Source organism: Glaesserella australis, assembly GCF_003260095.1.
Lineage (GTDB): Bacteria > Pseudomonadota > Gammaproteobacteria > Enterobacterales > Pasteurellaceae > Glaesserella > Glaesserella australis.
This window is the reverse complement of sequence record NZ_PTPX01000006.1, coordinates 1-22322: the sequence shown is the minus strand read 5'-3', so window position 1 is coordinate 22322 and position 22322 is coordinate 1. Positions and strand designations below refer to the sequence as shown.

At 38.6% G+C, this 22322-nt stretch carries 23 protein-coding genes and 2 tRNA genes; 16 read left to right on the top strand and 9 right to left on the bottom strand.

Going from position 1 to position 22322, the window contains the following annotated elements:
* Nucleotides 1–101 precede the first annotated feature (101 nt).
* Complete coding sequence (rlmN, locus tag C5N92_RS02620; RefSeq protein ID WP_111749323.1) at nucleotides 102–1262, bottom strand: dual-specificity RNA methyltransferase RlmN; 1161 nt, start codon at nucleotides 1260–1262, stop codon at nucleotides 102–104.
* 226 nt (nucleotides 1263–1488) lie between these two features.
* Nucleotides 1489–1564: transfer RNA gene (locus tag C5N92_RS02615), tRNA-Val, on the bottom strand.
* 178 nt (nucleotides 1565–1742) lie between these two features.
* Here C5N92_RS02615 and gltX point away from each other — a divergent pair.
* From gltX to C5N92_RS02600, 3 genes are all read left to right on the top strand, one after another.
* Nucleotides 1743–3182 (top strand): glutamate--tRNA ligase, encoded by a 1440-nt coding sequence (gltX, locus tag C5N92_RS02610; protein WP_111749322.1) that lies wholly within the window; start codon nucleotides 1743–1745, stop codon nucleotides 3180–3182.
* Between the two features lie 82 nt (nucleotides 3183–3264).
* Nucleotides 3265–3340: transfer RNA gene (locus C5N92_RS02605), tRNA-Ala, on the top strand.
* Nucleotides 3341–3527: 187 nt separating this feature from the next.
* A complete protein-coding gene (locus C5N92_RS02600) occupies nucleotides 3528–4730 on the top strand; it encodes a tyrosine-type recombinase/integrase (protein ID WP_111749321.1) in 1203 nt (400 codons plus the stop codon).
* Between the two features lie 132 nt (nucleotides 4731–4862).
* Here C5N92_RS02600 and C5N92_RS11200 read toward each other — a convergent pair whose 3' ends face one another.
* The gene (locus C5N92_RS11200; RefSeq protein ID WP_161494262.1) at nucleotides 4863–5012 is read right to left on the bottom strand and encodes a hypothetical protein; all 150 of its coding nucleotides are present in this window, start codon (nucleotides 5010–5012) and stop codon (nucleotides 4863–4865) included.
* A 325-nt stretch (nucleotides 5013–5337) separates the two neighbouring features.
* Between C5N92_RS11200 and C5N92_RS02595 the strand changes: the two genes are divergently transcribed.
* The 13 genes from C5N92_RS02595 to tehB all read left to right on the top strand — a co-directional run bounded on the left by C5N92_RS02595 (nucleotide 5338) and on the right by tehB (nucleotide 13909).
* Nucleotides 5338–5538 carry a helix-turn-helix domain-containing protein gene (locus tag C5N92_RS02595; RefSeq protein ID WP_111749320.1) on the top strand — a complete coding sequence of 67 codons (201 nt, stop codon included), beginning with the start codon at nucleotides 5338–5340 and terminating at the stop codon, nucleotides 5536–5538.
* Between the two features lie 79 nt (nucleotides 5539–5617).
* On the top strand, nucleotides 5618–5992 hold the full coding sequence (locus C5N92_RS02590) for a Mor transcription activator family protein (protein ID WP_111749319.1): 375 nt from the start codon (nucleotides 5618–5620) through the stop codon (nucleotides 5990–5992).
* Between the two features lie 154 nt (nucleotides 5993–6146).
* A complete protein-coding gene (locus tag C5N92_RS11460; protein WP_369828915.1) occupies nucleotides 6147–6449 on the top strand; it encodes a host cell division inhibitor Icd-like protein in 303 nt (100 codons plus the stop codon).
* Nucleotides 6442–6627, top strand: a complete 186-nt coding sequence (locus tag C5N92_RS02580; protein ID WP_111749318.1) for a hypothetical protein — start codon at nucleotides 6442–6444, stop codon at nucleotides 6625–6627. The genes C5N92_RS11460 and C5N92_RS02580 overlap by 8 nt, the downstream gene beginning before the upstream one ends.
* Nucleotides 6620–6949 (top strand): hypothetical protein, encoded by a 330-nt coding sequence (locus C5N92_RS02575; protein ID WP_111749317.1) that lies wholly within the window; start codon nucleotides 6620–6622, stop codon nucleotides 6947–6949. The genes C5N92_RS02580 and C5N92_RS02575 overlap by 8 nt, the downstream gene beginning before the upstream one ends.
* A gap of 1 nt (nucleotide 6950) precedes the next feature.
* On the top strand, nucleotides 6951–9065 hold the full coding sequence (locus C5N92_RS02570; RefSeq protein WP_111749316.1) for a DUF927 domain-containing protein: 2115 nt from the start codon (nucleotides 6951–6953) through the stop codon (nucleotides 9063–9065).
* A gap of 269 nt (nucleotides 9066–9334) precedes the next feature.
* Complete coding sequence (locus tag C5N92_RS02565; protein WP_111749315.1) at nucleotides 9335–9913, top strand: hypothetical protein; 579 nt, start codon at nucleotides 9335–9337, stop codon at nucleotides 9911–9913.
* A gap of 18 nt (nucleotides 9914–9931) precedes the next feature.
* Nucleotides 9932–10435: a hypothetical protein gene (locus tag C5N92_RS02560; protein WP_111749314.1), complete on the top strand. Its 504-nt coding sequence runs from the start codon at nucleotides 9932–9934 to the stop codon at nucleotides 10433–10435.
* Complete coding sequence (locus C5N92_RS02555; protein ID WP_111749313.1) at nucleotides 10428–11354, top strand: inorganic pyrophosphatase; 927 nt, start codon at nucleotides 10428–10430, stop codon at nucleotides 11352–11354. The genes C5N92_RS02560 and C5N92_RS02555 overlap by 8 nt, the downstream gene beginning before the upstream one ends.
* 413 nt (nucleotides 11355–11767) lie before the next feature.
* Nucleotides 11768–12118: a DsrE/DsrF/TusD sulfur relay family protein gene (locus tag C5N92_RS02550; RefSeq protein ID WP_111749312.1), complete on the top strand. Its 351-nt coding sequence runs from the start codon at nucleotides 11768–11770 to the stop codon at nucleotides 12116–12118.
* A gap of 13 nt (nucleotides 12119–12131) precedes the next feature.
* Nucleotides 12132–12446 (top strand): HI1450 family dsDNA-mimic protein, encoded by a 315-nt coding sequence (locus C5N92_RS02545; RefSeq protein ID WP_111749311.1) that lies wholly within the window; start codon nucleotides 12132–12134, stop codon nucleotides 12444–12446.
* Nucleotides 12447–12935, top strand: coding sequence for a 4-hydroxyphenylacetate 3-monooxygenase, reductase component (gene hpaC / locus C5N92_RS02540; RefSeq protein WP_111749310.1), 489 nt, complete (start codon nucleotides 12447–12449; stop codon nucleotides 12933–12935). It abuts the gene before it with no gap.
* A gap of 107 nt (nucleotides 12936–13042) precedes the next feature.
* Nucleotides 13043–13909, top strand: coding sequence for an SAM-dependent methyltransferase TehB (gene tehB / locus C5N92_RS02535; RefSeq protein ID WP_111749309.1), 867 nt, complete (start codon nucleotides 13043–13045; stop codon nucleotides 13907–13909).
* 52 nt (nucleotides 13910–13961) lie between these two features.
* Here the strand turns inward: tehB and C5N92_RS02530 are convergent, their stop codons facing one another.
* The 6 genes from C5N92_RS02530 to C5N92_RS02505 all read right to left on the bottom strand — a co-directional run bounded on the left by C5N92_RS02530 (nucleotide 13962) and on the right by C5N92_RS02505 (nucleotide 22003).
* Entirely contained in the window at nucleotides 13962–14714 is a 753-nt protein-coding gene (locus tag C5N92_RS02530) for a TPR domain-containing protein (RefSeq protein ID WP_111749308.1), read from the bottom strand.
* Complete coding sequence (gene nrfF / locus C5N92_RS02525) at nucleotides 14707–15099, bottom strand: heme lyase NrfEFG subunit NrfF (RefSeq protein WP_111749307.1); 393 nt, start codon at nucleotides 15097–15099, stop codon at nucleotides 14707–14709. The genes C5N92_RS02530 and nrfF overlap by 8 nt, the downstream gene beginning before the upstream one ends.
* On the bottom strand, nucleotides 15096–15632 hold the full coding sequence (locus C5N92_RS02520) for a redoxin family protein (protein WP_111749306.1): 537 nt from the start codon (nucleotides 15630–15632) through the stop codon (nucleotides 15096–15098). The genes nrfF and C5N92_RS02520 overlap by 4 nt, the downstream gene beginning before the upstream one ends.
* A complete protein-coding gene (locus C5N92_RS02515) occupies nucleotides 15629–17530 on the bottom strand; it encodes a heme lyase CcmF/NrfE family subunit (RefSeq protein WP_111749305.1) in 1902 nt (633 codons plus the stop codon). Before C5N92_RS02515 ends, C5N92_RS02520 begins: the two co-directional genes overlap by 4 nt.
* Before the next feature lie 97 nt (nucleotides 17531–17627).
* Nucleotides 17628–19508 (bottom strand): monovalent cation:proton antiporter-2 (CPA2) family protein, encoded by a 1881-nt coding sequence (locus C5N92_RS02510; RefSeq protein ID WP_111749304.1) that lies wholly within the window; start codon nucleotides 19506–19508, stop codon nucleotides 17628–17630.
* Between the two features lie 20 nt (nucleotides 19509–19528).
* Nucleotides 19529–22003 (bottom strand): class I adenylate cyclase, encoded by a 2475-nt coding sequence (locus tag C5N92_RS02505; protein ID WP_111749303.1) that lies wholly within the window; start codon nucleotides 22001–22003, stop codon nucleotides 19529–19531.
* Between the last annotated feature and the right edge of the window lie 319 nt (nucleotides 22004–22322).

The following is a 22322-nucleotide window of genomic DNA, read 5'->3' as shown; positions in this document are numbered from 1 at the left end:
GTATAACTTCGCATTCCAAAGGAATGCTTCTATGCTTAACCGTGGGTATTCCCACGGTACTCTCACGATATTTAGCTAGTGTATTTCCCACAGATACAAAACTACTGATTCTGCACCGCAATTCCCTCCCCAAACTTACGTTTTTCAAGGGTACGTTTGGTGCGGTCGATAACATCACCAGCCAGTTGTCCGCAGGCGGCATCAATATCATCGCCACGAGTTTTACGCACGGTAACGGTAAAGCCATATTCCATCAGCGTTTTTTGGAAACGGTCTATACGGGTGTTCGAGCTTTTCGCATAAGGTGCTTCAGGGAACGGGTTCCACGGGATCAGATTGATCTTACTTGGTGTATTTTTCAACACTTCTGCCAACTGATGTGCGTGTTCCACACCGTCATTCACTTGATTAAGCATCACATATTCAATCGTCACTTTACCATGATTCGCATTCGACACTTCTAAGTATTTATTGACCGAGTCGATCAACATTTTGATGTTATATTTTTTATTAATTGGAACAAGTTCATCACGTAACTCATCATTTGGAGCGTGTAGAGAAATCGCCAACGCCACATCAATTTGCTCACGCATTTTATCCAACGCTGGCACAACGCCAGACGTCGAAAGAGTTACACGACGTTTAGATAAACCGTAAGCAAAATCATCCAACATAATTTCCATTGCTGGAATAACATTGTTCATATTGAGCAGCGGCTCACCCATTCCCATCATTACCACGTTAGTGATTGGGCGAATCCCCGTTACACCAAAGTTGCCGATAATTTTAGATGCTCGCCACACCTGTCCGATAATCTCAGCAACGCTCAAATTACGGTTAAAACCTTGCTGTGCCGTTGAGCAGAAAGTACAGGCTAAGGCACAGCCCACTTGCGATGAAACGCACAATGTCGCCCGATCACCTTCAGGGATATACACGCTTTCGATCTGCTGATCGCCCACCCACATCGCCCATTTGATTGTGCCGTCGGCAGAACGTTGTTCTACGGCTACTTCTGGGGCTTTAATTTCAGCGATCTGCTTTAATTTTTCACGCAACACCTTGTTGATGTTGGTCATATTGTCGAAATTATCTTCGCCAAAATGGTAAATCCATTTCATCAGCTGATCAGCACGGAACGGCTTTTCACCCATCTCGGCAAACAGCTCACGCATCTGCTGACGATTTAAGTTAAGTAAGTTAATTTTTTCTGTTTTGATTGAATGGCAACCTGCATCGGTTGCTTGAATTTGTTCAGACATTATAGAAAGCCTCGTTATTACACGGTTTGTGGCAAAAGGTTAGTTTTGCTTGAATAATTTAAAGTCGGCAATTCTACTGTTGTCTGGCTATTTAGGCTAGTGATTTTTACAAGATTTGAAAAGTTGAAATTGTGCGTTTTTCGACGGAGATCACAAAAATTGAGAAAGCAAAACAAGCGGTGAGTTATGATGTCTCTTTTGAAAATGTGGAAAATAAAGAAATAAGTGGTGGGCGATACCGGTCTCGAACCAGTGACCCCCTCCTTGTAAGGGAGGTGCTCTCCCAACTGAGCTAATCGCCCGTTGTTGTGGGGTGGCATTATAGGGGGATGAAAAATTCAGTCAATCCATTTTTGCAATTTTTTACTTATTCGTTGAAAAATTCACCCAAACTGTCGATATTTCACTATGATTTCATTTCAATAGGGGTAAAATACCGAAATATTTTTGTTTATAGATTTTAGAAAAATAGGCGATAACATGAAAATTGAAACCCTTTTCCCTCTCGACCCAAACGTCAAAGTACGAACCCGTTTTGCTCCTAGCCCGACAGGTTATTTACACGTTGGCGGCGCAAGAACAGCTCTTTATTCTTGGCTTTATGCAAAACACAATAACGGCGAATTTGTCTTACGTATCGAAGATACGGACCTTGAGCGTTCAACCCCTGAAGCTACTGCGGCGATTATCGAGGGTATGGAATGGTTAAATTTAGCGTGGGAACATGGACCTTATTTCCAAACCAAACGCTTTGATCGTTACAATCAAGTAATCGACCAAATGATCGAAGAAGGCACGGCATACCGTTGCTACTGCTCAAAAGAACGTTTAGAAGAATTACGTGCAACTCAAGAAGCGAATAAAGAAAAACCACGCTACGACCGCCACTGTTTAGGCGAGCATTCACACGATCCTAGCGAGCCACACGTTGTTCGCTTTAAAAACCCAACGGAAGGTTCCGTTGTGTTTGATGACGCAGTGCGTGGACGTATTGAAATCAGCAACAGCGAATTAGACGATTTAATTATCCGCCGTACCGATGGCGCCCCAACCTACAACTTCTGTGTGGTGGTGGACGACTGGGATATGGGCATCACCCACGTTGTGCGTGGTGAAGATCACATCAACAACACTCCACGTCAAATCAACATTTTAAAAGCGTTAGGGGCAGAAATCCCGACTTACGCTCACGTTTCGATGATTAACGGCGATGACGGTCAAAAACTATCCAAACGTCACGGTGCAGTGAGCGTCATGCAATATCGCGATGACGGTTATTTGCCAGAAGCGTTAATTAACTACTTGGTACGTTTAGGCTGGGGACACGGCGATCAAGAGATTTTCACCCGTGAAGAGATGATCGAACTATTCGATATTCATTCGGTCAGCAAATCTGCTAGTGCGTTCAATACCGAAAAATTACAATGGTTGAACCAACACTATATGCGTTCATTACCAGCGGAACACGTGGCGAAATACCTTGAATGGCATATGAACGATCAAGGCATTGACACTACAAATGGTCCTGTATTAACCGAGATCATTCCAGTTTTAAGTGAACGTGCTAAAACGTTGAAAGAGCTTGCTAGCCAAAGCCGTTATTTCTATCAAGAGTTTGAAAGCTATGATGAAAAAGCCGCTGCCAAAAACTTCAAAGTCGAAGCCGTTGCTCCACTTGCAAAATTATTGGAAAAACTGACCGCTTGTAATGATTGGACAGTTGAAAATATCCACGAAGCAATGAACCAAACCGCTGCTGAACTTGAAATTGGTATGGGCAAAGTCGGTATGCCGTTCCGTTTAGCTGTAACAGGTTCAGGTCAATCACCGTCAATGGATATTACTGCCAAATTAGTGGGCAAAGAGCGAACCCTTACTCGAATCCAAAAAGCAATTGCATTTATTGAATCTCAAAGCTAGTTGTTTTTTGAACAATCAACCTTTTTACAAAATTTTGAGATTGACAGAAAAAAAGCGAGAGCATATTATCTCTCGCAATTTCGGGGATATAGCTCAGTTGGGAGAGCGCTTGAATGGCATTCAAGAGGTCGTCGGTTCGATCCCGATTATCTCCACCATCTTTATTCATCTACATTACTCAACATTCATTTTTATTACTCTAGAAGCCTTGATTTTCAAGGCTTTTTTATTATTTCATTCGTCTACATTCGTCAGCTTTCATCATAATGAGCCGAAATAATAGTACCCTATAAAGTACCCACATGATAAACTACAAAAAATTTGGGTACTAAAACAGGGGATTTTATGGCGAGAATTATCCAACCATTAACCAATACACAAGTAGAGAAAGCCAAATATATACAAGGCGGAACAAACGAGCTAAACGACGGCAAGGGGCTATTTCTTCAGCTATTCCCTACTGGGGCTAAAAAATGGCGTTACCGCTACAACCACCCGCAAACTAAAGCAAGAACAAAGATTACCATAGGCAGTTATCCAGCGGTAAGCCTTGCACAAGCAAGAGTTAAGCGGGACGAGTTCCAAGCATTACTAGCACAGCAGATAGATCCACAGCTTCACAAAACCCAGCAAGAGCAAGAAGAGAAGTTAGCAAATAGCCGAACATTCCGAGCCGTAGCGGAAAAGTGGAGAGAGAAGAAGCAAGGCGAAATTACAGATAAAACGCTTAATAAATACTGGCGTAGTCTCGAGCTTCACATTTTCCCGTTTATTGGAGAGTACCCAATAAATGAGATAGTACCCACGCTTGCCCTAATTCCTTTAAAACGAGTAGAAGAACGAAATAATATTGATATGGCCCAACGGCTGGCAATGTATATCAACGAAATTTTAAATTTTGCGGTAAATGGCGGTATTCTCTCTTTTAATCCTTGCTTGAAAATGGGCAAGAATTTAAAGCGGGTAAAGAAAAAGAATAACCCACACGTTAAAACGGAAGAAATCCCGCAATTACTGCAGGATATTGAAAACGCAAAGATACAACCACAAACAAGGGCTTTAGTTTATTTCCAGCTTTTAACAATGGTTCGACCTGGTGAAGCATCTGAAGCAGAATGGGCAGAATTTGATTTAGATAAAAAACTATGGACTATTCCAGCGGAAAGAATGAAAGCGGGAGAAGCGCATATAGTCCCACTATCTAGCCAAGTTATCGCATTGTTAGAGCAGTTACAGCAGATTACAGGGCGTTTTAAATATGTATTCCCTAAACGTGGACACATACACGAGCCAATGAGCCGCGATAGTGTTAGAAAAGCCCTAGAAAGAATGGGCTATAAAGAGCGACAAACCGCCCACGGATTGCGGGGATTGGCTAGAACCTATCTAGCAGAGCAAAGCATAACCCACGAACACGCAGAAGCGTGTTTAGCCCACAAAACAGGGGGCAATGTTAGCCTTGCATACAATCACGCAACCTATATAGAACAGCGTAAAGTTATTATGCAATTATGGGCGGATTTTATAGAACAAGCCCGCAAACCATAACCCCAAAGCCTAGCCCTTCTGCTAGGCTTTTTTATTGCCTGAACTTTTAAAAATGTTTTTATAGTGAAATATCAGCGGGACAGCGGGACAATCAAGCCTTATAAATATAAAATAACTAATAAAATCAATATCTTAAATAAAAATAACTATAAAAAATTGTCCCGCTAACCCCTTAAATTGTCCCGCAAATGCCCCATTTTGTCCCGCAAAATGCCTATTTTGTCCCGCATTATGTGGAATTTTCCCACGATAAGCGGGAAATACTTTTTTATCCCCATTCATTATAAAAAGATTAAAAAACAAGCAAACAGTTCACGTTTAAATGGCGTTTAAATGCCTTCAAAGCGTTTAAATTACTTCTTCTTAAATCGTCTAAATCCCTATTACACCGTTCAACACCGCCAAAATTTAAACGCTATTTAAACGGTATTAAACGACAATACGCAACAAATAGGCACAACTTATAGAAAAATAGCGTTTTTCTTAGTTTTAGTGGTTTTTTGTGAATTTTAGCAACAAATACCGTCAAAATTAGCGTATTTACAAGCAATTTAAAACGATCAAAGATAAATAACACAGATGAATGCTAACGCAAGGAGATGAAAAAATGATGAACCTTACACCCACTTTAGAAAAACACTACACCATTAAAGAATTGAATGAGCTTCTTGGCTTTTCACGTTCTAAAATTGATAAATTAGCCAAGGCGGGCAAGCTCCATAAAATCAAAGTGGGGCAAACCGTGCTTTTTTCTGCTAGCGAAATCAACCGCTTTTTGTTGGAGTGTTCTCAACTTAACAAAGTTTGAAGTATTTCAAATAAACAAAATAGCAAGTTTTTTTTAGTATGTTTGAAGTATTTCTAACTAATATTAAGGATTTGGCAAAATGAAAGCAGATGTACACAATTTGAAAAATGACCATTTTAAATGGCCAACGTTATTAACTGAAGTTGTAGACGTAGTAGCCCATGAATTAAAAGAACTGGGCTATGATGAAGAAGAGTCAATCAAAAAAGCAAAAAAAATTACGTTTGCTATTAGTAGTTATTTTGGAGGGAAGTCTTTTTATCTACCTGCAGGAGAACCATTAAAAAGAGCGTTAAGAGATTATGAAATTTATCGCTCTTTTGATGGCAAGAACATAGATCAGCTAATTAGAAAATTTAGGCTTAGTCAAACTACAATTTATACCATTATTCGCCAGCAGCGGAAAATTCAAAAAGAAAGTGCAAACAAAAAAAACACTTTACATCAAGGGTAAAAATGAATTATATTTTAAGCGTTGTAGCAAAATCTACAACCGAGCCTGAGAACTCGAATGATTTACTAATGGCGAACACTAGCACGCCTTTCTATTACCGTGCTTTTTTGTTCGTAGCATACGCACACCCAAAGAACGCCTAGAGCGTCTATCTATGGTAGCGTGTAATGGGAAAGGTATCGCCCTTTGCTGTGTTCCATTAGTCGCAGTTTCTCAGCCCGTTACACGTTACCGCCCAAACCCTGAGAAGTTTAGCGGTAGCCTTCATAAATCACTAATGGAGCTATCAGCGATGATCTACCTATTCAAAGCCGTAAGCCGTAGAGACTTACGCAACACATCAAAACCTATTCATACCTTCCCTTGCTATACCCTACGCATTAAAGCCGAGAGTTTAGAGCAAGCCAAATCTATTGTATGCCCTTTATTTGCGGTTATGGGGGTGGTTTATGCTTAAAAACAACCTCACACCGGAAAAGCTACTGAAAGAAATCGAGCATATCGAAGTATGGACACAATGGGCGAAAGAGCTCACGGAAGAAGGAAACCTAGAGCGTGCCTATTTAGCTTTGCAAACAATCAAGAACACGAATTTCATGTATTTAGCAGATGTAGAAGGGGGTAAAAATGCGTAATGAATTACACATTGCTTTAAACAAACATTTACAAGAACGCATTGAGCAATACGGCAAAGATAAAGAAAAACTGAACGAGTTTTACAGCCTTTTTGATGAAAATGCATTATCCACCCTAAAGGCCTTGCGAGATTTTGCCAATTTACTTTACTGGCACGGTATTAATGAAGATGGAGAACTAGAAGAAGATCAGCATATTTACCCGAGTACGCTAATTTCTACAGGCGTTTTATTAAAAAATAGCCTTGATATGTTGGATTTATCTTTATTTGCTAAAGATAAAATAGGCGATCATTTATATTTATTAGCACAAGGGGAATAATATGAAATTAAAGAAAGCCCCTTATTTAAATAAGCAAGATAATAACCCACTTAATGAATTATATATTATTGCGGGAAGTGATGCATTTAATAAAGAAAGACTGGCACAAATTATTTTATTTACGCAAGCAGAAAATAATTTACAGCCGATTATTTTAAATAGCGAAAGATTAGCCGAAATTGACCGTTTGCGGATTGCTCCCGAAAATAAAAAATATATTTCTATTTTTAAATCGGGAAAATTAAGCGAACTTGAAAAAAATGCGATCTGTTTAAATATCGCCAAGCATACAAAAGCCGAGATTGTTTCATTCGTAGATGAAGCAATGCAAACGGAAAATGTAAGCGATTATATCGCCCGCATTCGTAGCGGAGACAGTATGGCGGAAGCAGTAGCAGAAATGACGGCTAAACCAAGCCAAGACAAGAAACAGCCGTACATTGAAAAGCGTACAGTAAACGGAATAAGCGGACTGTATCGCATTATTCCGAAATACGACAACAACACAGGCGAGCTATTAAGCGAGACGGAACAATGGCTATCTGATTTTGTAGAAGTGGTGGGGATTGGAGCAAGCGAGATAGAAACCTTTATCATTTTACGCTGGATACCCGAAGGGCAATTATCCCCAATTACTGAAGCCGTTCCGCTTAAAGATTTAGGCGAGCGGGAAGGCTGGAAGCAGTTGCGACAGCAAGGGCTAAAAATTGCAAATAGTTCTTCAGCCCGCAACTACTTGGCGGATTACTTGCAGTTAAGCGGTAGCCGCCAAAAATGGACGATCACCCATACAACAGGCTGGAAAAATGGGGCGTATGTATTACCTAATGGCGAAATCATAGGAACGCCCGACACTCCAACGCTATTTAAAGGGAAATCCGCAAGCAATAACGGTTACAGCACAAAAGGCACGCTGGAAAGCTGGCAAGAGAACGTAGGCAAATATTTAAACGGTAATCCGTCTATGATGTTAGGCGTGGCATGCGCTTTATCTGCTCCCTTAATTGGCGTGATTGAGGCGGACAGTTTTGGCGTACACCTCTATGGCGACTCCACCACCGGCAAAACAACAACCGCACTTGCTTCTATTAGCCTTTATGGTAACCCTGAACTGCTTAAATTATCGTGGTTCGGTACAACACTAGGCATTTTAAATGAAGGACTGGCGCACAATGATAATTTATTACCGATGGACGAAATCGGGCAAGGGGTAAACCCTCGATACGTTTTTGAAACGTCCTACGCCTTATTTAATGGCGTGGGGAAACTCCAAGGGGCGAAAGATGGCGGAAATCGTGAGCTTTTACGATGGCGTACTGTGGTATTTTCAACAGGCGAAAAAGACATAGAAACCTATCTTAAAATGAACGGTATTCAAGTCAATGCAGGGCAATTAGTCCGCTTGTTGAATGTACCTATTACCAAGGCGAAGCAATACCACGATTTAGCAGACGGTAAGGCACACGCAGACCACATCAACACGGCAAGCCGTCAGCATTATGGCGTAATTGGGCGTTTATGGATTGAGTGGCTACTTAAAAATAAGGCGTTGGCGGTAGAAACCTATCAATGCATTAAAGAAAAATGGCTTTTCCGTTTGCCAAGTGACGCAAGCCCACAAGTTCAACGAGTAGCGAACCGGTTCGCCATACTTGAAACCGCATTACAACTAGCCCGAGATTTAACAAGTTGGAGCATAGAAAGCAACGCCGAAGCGATTTTGCATTGTTTCAATGAGTGGATCAACGAATACGGGCTACACGGGCGAGAAGATAAGCAAATCATTGACCAAGTAAACGGCTTTTTACAGCGTTTTGCGGGGCGATATATTCAAACCCCGATAAACCACGATAGACCAGAACCGCACGATGCGGCGGGATATGCGATCAGTATCAACGAAGAACCGCACTTTTACACGTTCCAACAAGTTTACTTGAACGACATCATCAAGGGATTTAATGAGAAGCAAGCCAATGAAGTGTTATTTAATGCGGGAATGCTAAAACGGAGTAAAGATAGGCGAAATACGCAAAAATTACCGCTTAAAATTGACCCTAAACGAACAAGATGTTACGTTTTAACCCTGTTTGATGAAGCAGACGACAGCGAAGAATAATAGCAAAAAGAGCGTTTTTTATACTGAAAACGCTCTTTTTTTGTATTTTGTCCCGCTGTTTTTGAAATTGTCCCGCACCTAGCGGGACAATTTTTGACTTGTAACCATTTGAAAATAAAAGAGTTTTTCAAAATTGTCCCGCTGTCCCGCTGTCCCAGCCGTTTTTCTTTAATATATTACAAAGTTAAGTTTGCTAAGTATCAAATATAAACTTCATAATTTTTTTGATTAAATGAAAGTATGAAGGACAGCAAATATAGGTAAATTAAATGCAGAAGGCAATTTTTGAAATATTTAGGGCAGGAAAGCATTCTAAAGGCGGTGGAATAGCTAAAAATATCACGTGGACTAAATCCCATTTAGCAGATTTAGTTAAATTTTATGATGAAACTACCCGCCCTGCACCTCTCACTATTGGACATCCCAAAAATGACGAGCCTAAATTAGGCGTGGTAAAGCGTCTTATTCAATATAACAATTCAATCTTTGCAGAAACTGAAGTAGCAGATGAGCTTATCCAACGAATAAAAAATAATGAGATCAGCGGTATTTCTATTGCTATTTTTGGTGAAGGACATGATGAAAATCCATTAGGGACTTTAGGAAATTATCTTAAACACGTTGGATTTTTAGAGCGAGGGAAACAAGAACCTGCAGTTGAAGGAATGTTAGATCCCAAAATTAGTGTAGATATTTTTCATTATAGCAGCAATGAAGAAATAGTAATGTTTTGTGAAAATGATCAAATACCACTAAAAGAACAGTTGGATGCAAAAATAAGTTATTTCCAATCTGTATTAGGCACAGACTATAAAACAGCCTTTAATATTGTTATTCAAACACATTAATTTAAGGAAGAATAGAATATGGCAGAACAAGAAATAGATGAGTTAAAAAAAGAGATAGCAAAACTCAAAAAAGAAAATGAAGATTTTAAAAATGTAGCGAAGTCAAATTCTGAAAAAGAATATTTATTTTCAAAAAGAGAAAATGAATATTTTATTGATGAATTATTATCAAGTAACAAATTGAGACCTGGTTCGAAAGATGCAGCATTGGAAATATTAAACTATGCTACAGAATATGATTTAGGCATTTTACAATTCAGCGAAGGGGAAAGCCTACAGCAAAAAGTAAAGGATTTTCTAAATAGTATTCCTGCTATTGAATTAACTATGCAAACTGAAAAAATAGGGGGAGTGGCACATTTTAACAAACTAACTAAAGAAAGAAGAGGCTATGGAATTTTAGACGGAGAAATAGAAACACCAGAAGAATTAGATCAACGCATACAAAGATGTATGCAACTACACAATATTAGTTATAAAGAAGCATTTCAAAAAATCATAGGAGAAGAAAACAATGAGTAATACAAAACAAGTTAGTTTACAAGATCCCGTTTTAACAAAACTAGCTCAAGGTTATTATAACAATGAATTAGTATGTGAAACATTAATGCCTATAGTTGAAATAGAGAAAGAAACAGGGGTTGTACCTAAATTCGGACGTTTATCATTTAGACAGCATTCAACGATCCGTCAATTACACGGAAAATCAAACCGACTAACACCAGAATATGTTACTACTGTAAACGTAGCACTAGAAGAACATGACATTGAATATCCTATTGATTATCGGGAAGATAATGATGCTAGCTATCCTCTTAAGCAATATGCTCTGTCTGTAACTCAAGATATTATAGCATTAGGGCGAGAGATCGAAGTGGCAGAATTAGCACAAAATACGGATAATTACGATGAAAGCAATAAAAAGACCTTAACTACTGAAGAAACTAAGCTAACAAATTTAGATGTAAACCCACTTATTTTAATTGATGAAGGTATTAACGCAATTTCAAAAAGCATAGGTTATAAACCTAATGTCTGTGTAATTGCGGGTGATGTATGGGCAAAATTAAAAGAAAATAAAGTACTATTGGAGCGCATTAAATATACTAGAACTGGAATTTTGACACCTGATATTTTTGCAGAACTTATAGGCATTGATACAGTTAAAATTGGCGAAGCTACACAAGAAGTTAGTAATGAATTAAAAGCTATTTGGACAAATTGTATTGTTTTAGCTTATGTATCCCCACGCTCTAAAGATAAAAAAGGGAATATCTACGATCCTTCTTTTGGTTATACAATCCGAAGAAACCAAGGATTAAAAGTAGATACCTATCATGAAATCGGTGGTAAAATTGAAATAGTTCGCTGTACTGATATTTATAAACCTCATTTATTAGGTAGTTCTGCTGGTTACTTGATTAACGGTTGTATAAAATAAAAACATTTATCGGCCCTGAAAAATGGGCTATTTCAAAATTTTGCAAAAATACCGTATTTACAGGGCGTTATGAGAAAATAACACGGGAAAATGCGGGATAATGTTGGAATAAGCGGGAAATTCTGCAAAATTCCCGTCTAATTCGTCTACTTTAATCTACATCAATCCACTTTGATATTTGGAAATAGTACCCAATGAAGTACCCAGTAAAATGCATTGAAAAATGAAATCTATTTATTATCAATGTGTTATGCTTTTAATGCTGTTGTGATTATCAGCCTTAACATTTATGTTAAGGCTTTTTGCTTATATGAGATATGTAAATCCTATTTCTAAACCATTTCAAAACGCTATAATGTTGAGTGTTTGTAAAACACTGTGGAAAACTAACCGCTTGTACTTTGGAGATAATGATGGAAAAACTACTTTTTATTATAAATTCAGCACCTTATGGTAACGAAAGCTTTTTTAGTGGTTTACGTTTAGCCTTACAAATTCAAGAACAACATAAAGCTGATATTAAACTCTTTTTAATGTCTGATGCTGTTACTGCAGGGCTTGCAAAACAACAACCAGCAGAAGGTTATCATGCTCAACAGATGCTGGAAATTTTAACGTCTCAAGGGGCTGTCGTGAAACTATGCAAAACCTGTACAAATGCACGTGGATTGACAGAATTAACGCTTGCAGAAGGTGTAGAAATTGGCACGCTTACGGAATTAGCCGATTGGACGATGGATGCCACTAAAGTATTAAATTTTTAATGTAGAGAATTTTATGACAACAAAATTAACCCCAGATGAAGCCATTGACATTGCCTATGACATTTTCTTAGAAATGGCGGGAGAAAACCTTGACCCTGCAGATATTTTACTTTTTAACCTACAATTTGAAGAGCGTGGTGCGGTTGAAATGGTGGAAACAAGCGATCAATGGGATCAGGAAATTGGCACACTGATTGATCCTGATGCGTTTGCGGAAGTTTGGGTCGGTTTAGTCAATGAACAAGATGAAATGGACGATATTTTTGCCCGTTTCTTAATTTCTCACGATGCAGAAAATCGTGAATATCACGTGATTTGGAAAGAGTAAATGAATACGCCTACCGTACAACAATTTAGAGACGCCATGGCTCATCTTCCCGCTGCTGTTAGCATTGTTACTAGCTGTGGTACGGCAGGTAAAGTTGGAATGACTATTTCGTCTGTTTGTTCCGTCACAGACTCGCCAGCAACCTTACTATTTTGTATAAATCAAAGCAGTGATTTACACGATATTATTCGACAAAATGGTAAAGTCTGTGTGAATGTTCTCAATGATCAGCAAACAGAGTTGGCAAAACATTTTGCTGCTATGTTAGACAGTAGTATGGAAGAACGCTTCTCTTGGGATATCTGGCAGCAAGGTAAAACAGGGCAATTTGCATTAAAAGAAGCGATTTCATCGCTTCATGGTGAAATTGTGGCGACACAAGCGGTGGGAACACATACGATTTTTATCGTGCAACTCAATGAAATACAAACTCACCCACAAACAAGCTTAGTCTATTTTGCCCGCCAGTTTAAATCACTTGCTATTTGATAAAGATCAAATAAATCAGAAAGACCGACTAAAATAGTCGGTTTTTTATTGCCTTAAAAATAGAAAATCATAAGATCAACACATGAAATTCATTTAAAGGAAAATGTATGGAAAATTTAATCTGCTATAAACAAATGCCTGTTTGGAATAAAGAAAGCCTACCGCAAATGTTCCAAGAAAAGCACAATACCAAAGAAGGTACTTGGGCAAAATTAACGATTTTGCAAGGCAAGCTCAAATTCTATGAACTTACGGAAGAAGGGCAAGTCGTCCAGACTTTTGTTTTTGATACTGAACATCAAGCACCTTTTGTTGAGCCACAAGTATGGCATAAAGTAGAAGCTTTAAGTGACGATTTGATGTGTCAACTTGCCTTTTATTGCAAACCTGAAGATTATTTTGCGAAGAAATATAATCTAACCACAACTCATTCGGAAGTGTTAAATGCAACCAATTACATCTCTTCGGGTAAAGTGTTAGATCTCGGCTGTGGACGTGGCAGAAATTCACTCTATCTGAATTTGTTAGGTTGTGATGTTACTGCGGTTGATCACAGTGAAGAGAGTATTCATTTCTTAAATACCGTGATTGAGAAAGAGCAGGCGCAGAATATTCGCACCGCGATTTATGATATTAATCAAGCTAATATTGAAGGCAAGTTTGACTTGATTGTCTCGACGGTGGTGATGATGTTCTTAGATCGTAGTCGTATCCCGGCTATCATTGAAAATATGCAAAATAATACTAATGTGGGTGGGTACAATTTGATTGTTTGTGCGATGAGTACTGATGATTACCCTTGCCCAATGCCATTTTCTTTTACCTTTAAAGAAGGGGAATTAAAAGACTATTACAAAGATTGGGAATTAGTGAAATATAACGAAGATTTAGGGCATTTACATAAAACGGATGCAAACGGCAACCGAATCCAACTACGTTTTGCGACCATGTTGGCGAAGAAGATTCACGAATAAATTAACCTACTCAAACTGGCACAAAAGACTGTGCCAGTTTTCAACATAGAGCTTATTTCCCTGCTTTCAACATCTGCTCAGCCATTTTGATACTCTTGATGATTTCTCGTCGATCTAGCGCAGGGTTGTTTTCATTGTCTAGCACACTTTCCCAATAAAAAATCGCTTGTTTAAAGTCATTGCGGAAAAACGCATCTGATGCCAATAACAATAAGCTTGCACTTTCTCGACTATCTAATTGTAAGGCGCGATCAAGCCACGCTTTTGATTGTGGGGTAAACTGTTGCTTATTCAGATAATAGTCTGCCGTTGCCATTGCCCCTAAAATTGTGGCTTTTTCACCTAACACAGTCTGTGCATTACGAAAACAAATTAATGCGCTTTCAAAATCATTGTTCAAAGAGTAAGCTTGCCCAAGCTCAAACCAACGTTCGCCATTATTGCTATCTTGTCTTAGCTGATCTTGCAAATGGGTTATGTAATGCTGGTTGCGCTGTTCACTACTCTCTTCAGCCCTTTGTTGCTTAAAGTGTTGAAATGCCGTTTGCCCATGTTGAACTACATCATAACGCCCCGTTTGCCAATAAAATAAGCCACTTAATAGAAGAATAAGAAAAAGAGCCATAATAACAAGCGGTCGTTTTAGCGTATTTTTTTGCAAATGATCTTTTGGCTGGCATTGTTCGAATTGCTGACGTGCGTTGAGTTCCGCTAAAAATTCATCACGCTCTTGCGTTGATAAATGTTGCGCCAATTGAGCAGCCTTTTGATAATAGGTTTGGTTGATGTGATCCCGATTATTCATGCTTTTTCCTATTTACTCGCCAAACAATAGCGCCAAAGATAACAAAAAGTAATACAAAAGGTGTTCCCCATAAAATCCATGTTTGTGGATTAAGTGCCGGTTTGTAATACACAAAATCGCCAAACCGTTCGGTCATTATTTGAATAATTTCCTGATCACTTTTACCCGCATTAACCATTTCATAGACTTCCAAACGCAATTTATAAGCCTGAGTTGCATTGGATTCGACTAAGTTTTGGTTTTGGCATTGCAAACAGCGTAGCGAGCGGGCAAGCTGAATGCCCCGCTGACGCTCTGCATCTGAGTGAAATTGGAAGGTATCTACCATTTCCGCATGAGCAAATACCGCCAAAAACATGGCACAAAAGAACGAAAGTAATTTCATGGCATTTCCTTTTTCAGTTCTAACCATTTCGGCATAAAGTCTTGCTCAAAATCAGGTGAATAACCTTTTTGTTGATAGCGAATAATGCCTTTATGATCGATAAGGTATGTCACTGGCGCAGAGTTTATGCGTAATGTCTCAAGTAGTTGGCTATGTTCATAATTATCTATAATAAAACTAAACGGATTACCCCATTTTGCTAAAGCTTGTCTTGCATCATCGGGTCTATCAACATAGGTTAATCCAACAATGTTCACACCTTGTTTTTGCATATTTAACAACATCGGAAACTCTTTGATGCACCAAGTACACCAACTTGCCCACACATTGAGAATAAAGGGTTCTTTGGGTAAATCTGCTTTTGTTCTCTCTTTCTGACTATCAAGAAGATCTTTTGCACGAAACTCAGGAAAAGGCTTATTTCGCCAATCTTCGCTAGGTGCAATCTGCTCAGATGTATTCAGTTGAAGCCCAAGAAATAATACAAAACCAAGCAATAAAATCAGTGGCAGTAACAATAATCCTTTTTTCATGCGCCTTTTCTCCGATACCCAATAACAGATAAAATACTTGCCATCACCATAATAAGCCCCCCTAACCATAACGCCCTGACATAAGGTTTATAGTGTAGACGGAATGCATACTCCTTATGCCCTAGTTTGTCGCCCATCACCACATAAATATCGTCTAGTCCCTTATGAGCTAAGCCGACTTCTGCCATCGTCATGGTTCTAACATCATAATAACGCCGTTCAGGGTAAACCGTATCTAAATAATGGTTTCCATCATAAAGCCGAATGGCGACTTTCTCTGCAGTGTAATTTTCCCCAATATCATGATAATGTTCGGCATATTCAAAGTAAAAGCCAGCCAACTCCGAACGTTCTTGTGGCTTTAAACGCACGCCCACTTCATCGCCATAATAGCTATTCATCATGGCGCCAATCACGCAAATGGCAAATCCTATATGCGCCAAACGCATTGCAAGCGGTCTGATTTGCCACATAAATTTCCGATAAGGAAAATGAGTGAAGATAATCCAAATAGCGAGACTATTAAATGCAATAGGTAGAAACGCAAAAGTATCTGCCGTCACTCGAGAATGCATGGAATAGCTCAACCCAATACTACATACTATGGCGACAATAAATATAATGCCCTGTTTCCATAGATAATTTGCATCAAAACGTTTCCATTTCAGTACCGTTCCAAAGCCCATCATGCTCATTAAAATAAGCGCAAGTGGCGTAAATACGGTATTAAAATAAGGTGGACCAATCGAAATAGCTCCCCATCCCATTGCACTAAAAATCATAGGATAAAAAGTGCCTAAGACCACTACGACTGTCGCCAGTGTAAAAAGCCCGTTTAAAAATAATAACGCTGTTTCTTTTGATAAAAGGTAAAAACGGACATGCCCCTGCCATAAATTCACTTTTAAGGCAAAAAGTGATAACGCAACAAAACTTAAGCTAAAAAATAAGATGAGCAATGCAAAGCCACGCTCTGCATCGACTGCAAAAGCGTGAACAGATGTGAGTACGCCAGAGCGCACAATAAAAGTCCCTAATAGACTCAGTGCAAACGCAAAAATAGCGAATAAAATAGTCCAATAGTTAAAAATACCACGTTGTTCGCTCACCACTAAACTATGGATTAATGCGGTTCCGAGTAACCATGGCATCAATGATGCGTTTTCAACTGGATCCCAAAACCACCAACCGCCCCAGCCGAGTTCATAGTATGCCCACCAAGCACCTAATATTATCCCTGCGGTTAAAAAGCCCCATGCCGTTACAGCCCAAGGTCGCATCCAACGAGCAATGGCATAATCAAAAACGCCCCCAAGTAACATGGCTATCGTCATGGCAAAAGTAATAGCAAAACCGACATAACCTAAATAGAGCAATGGTGGATGAAAAATCAAGCCAATATCCTGTAGCATAGGATTTAGATCTCTCCCTTCGGGCTGTGGTGGAAAAGTTCGTTCAAAAGGGCTTGATGCTAAAAGAATAAATAGGGCAAAACCTAAAATGATGAACGAAAGAGAAGCGAGTGTTCGATGGGCAAACAAGCGGTCAGTTTTGCCTGAAAAAATGCAAAAAACACCCGTCCAGCAAACTAATGCCGTTAGCCAAAAAAGCATGGAACCTTCATGTCCGCCCCAAGTAGCAGCAAATTTAAAAAAAGTAGGAAGCTGACTATTAGAATGTTGAGCCACATAGCTCAGGGTGAAGTCATCCGTGATAAATCCATAGGCTAAAGCCCCAAAAGAGCCCATTGCCAATAGCACTTGAAACACGCTTAATATGCGATTTGCAGATAACCATTGCGGTTGCTTACGGATCTCACCCCAAAGGGATAACAGAACTTCTAATCCCGAAACCAAAACCAGAGTAATTAAGCAGAAATAACCAAATTCAGCAACCATGTCATATCCATTATTGGTAAAAAATCACGGTATTCTAACCGCTTGTCGTAAATGAAAAAAGGGCGATATAACATCGCCCTATGATATAAAATAACATTTATGTATTTTTAATGCTTTTTTCATCAGAAAGAATAACTTCTGCCCGCTCATCTTTTTCAAGAATATCTGCCGTTTCTTCATTTAAGGCTTGAGCTTCCTGTGTTGGTTTGATAAAAGGCTCAACAGACCAATATTTTTTCTCCAATTCATCGGAGAAGCCATGCAGCACTTCTTCCTGCAAACGCTGTTGATCCAAATTTCTGACTAAGGTAATCACATCATCTGCTTCTGTTTCTGTCGCACCCAATTTTTCAAGGGCAACTTTACTTAATAATAAAGCAGATTCAAAGGTTTCTCTCACCTGATAATCGACATGGTGTTTGATTAAATCAACGGTGTTAATTCGGTCATAAGAACGCGCTAATACCGGTGTCAATGGATATTCATGTTTAATCAGCTCAACAATCTTCACGATACGATCAGGCTCTGCAATCCCGACAATCACACAATCGCATTGATCAATACCACTTGCTCTTAGCACATCAATACGCTCTCCTTCACCATAATAGACTTTAAAACCAAATTTAGCGGCAGTACGAATATTATTAAGATCAGAATCAATCACAGAGACATTGATACCACGAGCAAGTAACGCCTGGCAAATAATCTGACTGAAACGACCAAAACCGATAACCAACACACTGTTATCTAAATTTTCAGCAAATTCAATCCCTTCTAAGTTTGGTTTTGTCTCACCTTCTACTTTATTGATGTGACGGCTCATCATACGTTGAATGGCGATGACAATAAGGGGAGAAAGCAACATAGACACAATCACGGCGGCAGTAAAGGTGGCTTTATTGTCTGCAGAGAATACGCCTGCGGTTGCCGCTGCGGCAAATAACACGAAGGCAAATTCACCACCATGGGACATAATTGCCATACGCATAATTGCTTCACGGTTTGTGAGCATGGTTACACGAGCAACAATGTAGATCGATAAACCTTTACCAAATACATAGAGCAAGACAATACCCGATAACCAAAGTAAATTATTAAACACGAGTGAGAGATCTAAAGACATGCCCACCCCCATGAAAAACAGACCGAGTAATAAGCCACGGAAAGGCTCAATATCTGCCTCTAGTTGATGGCGGAAAGACGATTCTGAAAGCATAACACCCGCAACAAATGCCCCCATTGCCATCGATAAACCACTCAACTCCATAAGCAATGCGGAGCCTAATACGACTAATAGCGCAGCTGCTGTCATCATTTCACGGATATGTGCTTTAGAAATCATTTTGAAAAGCGGGTTCATTAACCACTTGCCTGATGCAACCAAAATAAGTACACCCACAAGCCCTGCACCAATAGATGTCCAATCTGTTCCTTGCTCTACATCCGCTTGGGTTGGGGCTAAAAAGGCAATAGAAGCAAGTAATGGCACAATCGCAAGATCTTCAAAAATTAAGGTTGAGACAATTCGTTGTCCTTTCGGCGTTGTACTAATGCCTTTTTCTTCTAGAACTTGCATCACAATGGCGGTGGAAGATAATGTGAAGCCCATTCCCGCAATAAATGCCACTTCTTTAGGTAATCCTAAAATAAAAACACCCGCAAAAGTGAGTAAACTTCCGCATAAGGCAACTTGGAGAAAACCACGACCAAAGATCGCTTTACGCATACTCCATAGCCGTTCGGGGTGCATTTCCAATCCAATAATAAAAAGAAACATCACCACACCCAATTCGGCCATATGAACAACCACATCAGGATCTTGGAAAAGCCCAATACCCGATGGACCAATCAAACAACCTGCCACAAGGTATCCAAGTACACTACCTAAGCCTAAACGCTTAAATAAAGGAACAATAGTGACACTGGTTGCCAATAGAGCAACCGTCTTAATAAGTTCTGGACTGAGTGCTGTAGACATAATAAACCCTATACTTACTTTTATTTTTCTAAAAAATCACGATGCTGCTTACTTTGAAAAGGAACAATAAAAATTCGTTCATTCTGTTTTAATAGTTGATAAAATTGGGGAAAATTAAAACTCCCGAAACTATCTTTCTGTTGCGTGTCATTATTCTCTGTATATAATCGACTAATCTTCTTCACTTTATTCTCTTTTTCTCCCAAACAATATCGATAGGTTTCCGTTTGATTTTTCTTATCTAACACATAAACATTAAAACTCCCATCAATATTATCTTCAAAGAAAAATTGAAGAAAACCTTCACTCGCAAAATCAAAAATTTCCTTTGGTATATGAAACTCCGTCTGTTGAGTATTTATAAGATTATCTTGATTATCATCTACTACAATATCTTTTAATTGGTTTTTCTTATCAAAAATTAACTGCCATTGCTTACCAGCCATTTTAAACGTTTGCGGTTTTTGGCGCTGAAAAATCGATCCTGTTTGAATCGTAATACAACGATTCACTAAGCTCATTACTGAGCTTTGTAGCTCATTCCTTAACTGACTACTATAGCAAACAACATTAACCGATTGTGGTGGTGCTGAACTACGATATATCTTATTAGAAATAAACTTTAAAGATTTCAATAAAGCATCATTTCCATCAAAATGCTGAGTCATGATTTCATTCCACATATTTCGATAGATAATACTCATACTACCAATCATCCCTTTCTCAGAAGATCCTAAGTTAAATAAGTCAATCTGAGCTGTATCTGTTCTAGATAGTAAAGGTAACTCTTTTGTCGGATCTTCAACCAAATTAATCGCTACAATAAGATTCCTAATTTCATTTGGATGATACAGATCTTCATCCCTTAAAATAGGCGTTGTCGCAGGAAAAGATAAACGTAAATCTGTGATAAAACGACGTAATTTCTCTAAACTAACACTCTGGCTCACTAAATGAATCTGTGTTGATGCCGTAATGACTCGATTAAAATACGCCCAAGCAATCGCCTTAATCAACGTACGTTGATACTGAACATGTCTTGTCGTTGAATCATAAGAACTCAAGGGAGCATGATTTATTAGATACCAACCTTCTTTTGTTGAAACACCTTCCGTCACTTCAATAAAAGTCACTTCATCTTCTGCAAGATTCTTTCCAATATTTTGGTTAATTAAGGAAATCTTACCTGGAACAACTTCAAAAGCAGAATAAAGTTTTCTCATCAAAATATCAGTGTCTTGCGGTAAAATACTCGGATCAATATGAAATTTTCGCGCAAATTGAATTAAATGCCGATAACTTTGTAATAATTGCTCAACAATCATTTGCTGATGAATAATTGCTTGTTTTACTTTCCAATTTTCATTGTTATTTAAGCATTGAACTTCTTTTTCACTCCAATTCCAAGCTGAAACAAGCTCTTTCAAGATTTCCTTACGTAAAGGGTCATATTGCCCATTATAAGCCTTTATATAAAAATAACTTCTCAAGCGGTTTAATCGAACAAACTCTTTACGATTTTGCAAATATGTGGTTACCTGCTCTAACATCGCTAAATAAGGATCAAAGTGATAACTCACTGCTTTATCTGACAATAATAAATGTTTAAATTTTTTGGAAATTAATGGTGTTTCAGGATAAGTCTCTGCATAACTTTCTAGTAATAGGATTTTAATAACTGCTTTGTATGGACTTTCAATTCCCTTATAAAGTTGCCATAAGCTTGCACCAAAATATTCATCAATAGCCAGTGATGAAAAATCGCCGAAATCAACCCATTCATCTGAATTTAATTTACCCGAAAGCACCGCTTGTTGAACGAAATCATCGTAATTCTGTTCCTCATTATCAATATGCAACCATAAAATACGTTTACCAGCAAGGCGAATAGAAGAACGATAAAATTCATCAAGTAGAAAAAAATGTTGAGCAGAACCATTATGTTCATCACTCACATCACTATTATATTTTTTATCTTTAAATGTATTAGGATTCATCAGATAAAAATTAACATCAATACCGTACTGCTTTGCCCATTTTTGAATTAAGCCTAATTTCTTCTGTAATAAATGACTTTCTGTTTCAGTAAAACTTTGAGAATGACACAACCATAGATCTAAATCAGAAAAACGAGTTTGTGTAATAGAACCTATACTCCCCATGACATACAAACCATCAAAAGCGATAGATTTGTTCTCTTCAACTAAAGGGAAATAGGTTGATAAATGAGCCTTTTGGGTAGATGAAAGAGAGAAATTAAAAATACCCTTAGGGGCATTTTCGACATAAGTAGGAAGTTCTGGAATATTATAATGGACTAATGCAGGTAGTACAGAGAAGACAAACTGAAAATCATCAGAATGATTTCGTAGAGCACTGTGAATTCTAAATTGATCTAAGCAATCAATACGTTTTTTCGCCATTGAGAGACGATTTTCAAACCATGAAGAAAAAGCGACATTTTGATTCATTGCGGAAAACATCAGCTCTTTCATACCATTACTCTCAATCGTTAAAAATGTGATCAATGTAACATTTTTAAGAAAAAAGTAAAGTTATCCAGTAGAAACAACATAAGAAGTAATTATACAAGCGGTCAGAAATTTTCCATCATTTGTAAAACCTTTCCCCAATCTCCCTGCTTGTCTACCCACCTTTTTGCTTTTCGTCTACTATGTTTCCCCATCCCCAAACGCAAAAAACCGCAAGCTATCTCTAACTTGCGGTTTTCTTTGGTATAAAACCCTGATGGTGCCCTACTCTCACATGGGGAAACCCCACACTACCATCGGCGTTACTGCGTTTCACTTCTGA